The sequence below is a fragment of the Methanosaeta sp. UBA356 genome (genome assembly GCF_002496465.1).
GTDB lineage: Archaea > Halobacteriota > Methanosarcinia > Methanotrichales > Methanotrichaceae > Methanothrix > Methanothrix soehngenii.
Genome location: NZ_DAKC01000015.1, coordinates 1 through 2526 on the forward strand (window position 1 = coordinate 1; position 2526 = coordinate 2526).

Here is a 2526-nt window from a genome sequence, read left to right on the forward strand (position 1 = left end):
AGGGTTCTTCCGGCCATGGGCTATTACCCCCAGCAGATCAGGGAATTGGAGGAGACCATAAATAAAGCCGAATGCGATTCGGTGATCATCGCCTCGCCCATAGACCTGCGCCGGCTCATCCAGATCAATAAACCATCCACCTATGTTCTGTACGATCTGACGGACATGGACCGGCCATATCTGAGGGAGAAGATCGAGGAGTTCATATCCAAATCCATATCCAAATCAATGCGAGACTCCGCATCCAAGGGGGATTGAATCTGGCAGGACCGACAGTTCTCGCCTTTGGCGGAAATGCCCTGCTCCTCGATCCTCGCAATCCTGCAACCCAAGAGAGAACAGCAGTGGCATTTGCCCGAGCGGTCAGGCTGCTCATGAACCAGGGAGAGGGGATGGTGCTTGTTCATGGCAACGGCCCTCAGGTAGGCATGATACTGCTGCGGATTGAGGCCACGAAAGACTGCATACCGCCCGAGACTCTTGATATCATGGTTGCCGAGACCCAGGGGAGCATTGGCTACCTTCTTTGCCGATCTATGAGAAACGAGATTCCGGAGAGGGAGATAGCGGCAGTGCTGACTCAGGTCCTGGTGGACCCCGATGATCCAGGCTTTGTCACTCCCTCCAAGCCTGTCGGCCCCTACTATGCTCAGGAGGGGGCGGAAGAGCTTGTCAAGTCTCAGGGGTGGAGAATGAAGGAAACCGCTGGCAGGGGATGGCGGAGGGTGGTTCCTTCTCCCAGGCCCCAGGAGATAATCGAGCTGCAGGCCATTAAGGATGCTGTGGGCCACGGCCATTTGATCATCGCCGGAGGAGGAGGGGGGATACCGGTGATAAGAGATGAAAACGGTGGGCTTCAGGGAATCGAGGCGGTGATCGATAAGGACCTCACCGCGTGCAAGCTGGCCGTGGCCCTCCGGGCAGAGAGATTTGTCATCCTGACCGATGTGCCCCATGTCTCGACCGGTTTTGGCAGCAAATCCGAGAGGCATATCGGCAGAATGAAGGCCTCTCGAGCCCGAAGGCTTTTAGCCCAGGGAGAGTTTCCGCCTGGATCCATGGGCCCAAAGGTGGAGGCATCGGCGATCTTCGCCGAGCGCACCGATCTATCCGCATTGATTACCAATATCGAGCTACTGGAGAGGGCGTTGGGAGGGAAGGCGGGGACGTGGATCGATCCCTAATGGATAGAGAGAAGATTTCTTCAGGCAGGACTTGGGGGCTCTTCGCTGAATTTTGTTGGTGAGTTCAGGCAGAGAATATGGCTTCTATTCCTCTGTGTCTCGGTGTTTGGGTCAATGCATAGCGGTTCACCACAGAAGCACAAAAGATGCAGAGAATTTTCGATTCAAGCTCACCCATACTGAATAGCGAAGAGCCTTAAAAAATGGTTTGTTAGTTATTGCCGGGAGAAAACCATAATACCGCAGAATTTGCTGTTGAGAGCATCAAACAGCGGTGGATTTTAGTTGAAAAAATATTATTATGCGGCCTGATATTGCTCCGATAAAGGGGTAAGCAACGGAAGCCGTAACGGAGACTGATAATTCATTTGCAGAAAATCTGTATGCATCTGCATCTCGTTATGCATCCATGGGGAAGGCATAGTCGGCACAGATATTTATCGTATTAAACGCATAATGCATCTGGCATTCAGGAGTGTGGCATATTATGGTGGCTGATCCGAGCAAGTGGCTTTTAGAATTTTCTGATAAGGGAGGTGGCCGCCCCTGGGGAGACGAGACCTGTATGGCTATGCGGCAAGGCGAGAGAGCCCTGGGATGAAAACTGCCGTGTAACTCCATTGATTGGCGGATATGAGGGGATGTCATCAATAAGAGAATCCCTGGAGGCAGCAATTGACCAGGCCCGGCAGGGCAAGAAAGGGCACGTCTATATCGCAAACTGGCGGCTTAATCCCTTGAGAGATCTATCGGAAGAAAATCCCTGGATCGTCCAGAGCCGTCCCTGGAATGAGAGCGATTCTGCAGTGAAGGATCAGACTGTAATCGGATTGATCCTCCGTCTCATGCAGTCAGGCATCACTGTCAGGATACTGCTATGGATGCCGATGAAGGCATCGATAATTGCAGGGCTAGGCCCGCATATGAGCGATCACAATTACATAGCCGATGCTGTCAGCAACGAATGCAAAAGGCTGAGCCGAGACGATCCCAGTGCAATAGATCGTGGCATTGTGGCTCTGGACATGAGAGTGGCACCACCAGTATCCTCTACCCATCACCAGAAGATGATAGCAATTCGGGTGGGCAACATAAACGTGGCATATTGCGGGGGCATGGATCTGGCATTCACCAGGAGGGACGCTCCAGACTCATTGCATCCCTACAAATTCGATCCAAAAGCTTCGCTGGATGATCTGGTCGATCTTGCAGGATCAAATCCACCTCAATTCCTGGGAGGAGACTGGCAATCAGGAGAAATGCTCTCAGAGGCAATTGTTGTCAGAAACGGTGCTTATCAATGGCCGAGGGGACCGGACGCTGTCAACGCCGGGATAAAACT

Annotated in this window: 1 protein-coding gene and 3 pseudogenes; all 4 read left to right on the top strand. The window is 52.6% G+C overall.

Annotated features, from left to right (window positions below; translation table 11 throughout):
* Positions 1-258: pseudogene (locus tag BP727_RS00770) on the top strand (GTPase); the annotation flags it as partial.
* Positions 255-1184, top strand: coding sequence for a carbamate kinase (locus BP727_RS00775; protein ID WP_286856843.1), 930 nt, complete (start codon positions 255-257; stop codon positions 1182-1184). The pseudogene BP727_RS00770 and the gene BP727_RS00775, both read left to right, overlap by 4 nt.
* Before the next feature lie 224 nt (positions 1185-1408).
* Positions 1409-1535 (top strand): annotated as a pseudogene (locus BP727_RS13600) (ISAzo13 family transposase); the annotation flags it as partial.
* A 290-nt stretch (positions 1536-1825) separates the two neighbouring features.
* Positions 1826-2526 (top strand): annotated as a pseudogene (locus BP727_RS00780) (hypothetical protein); the annotation flags it as partial.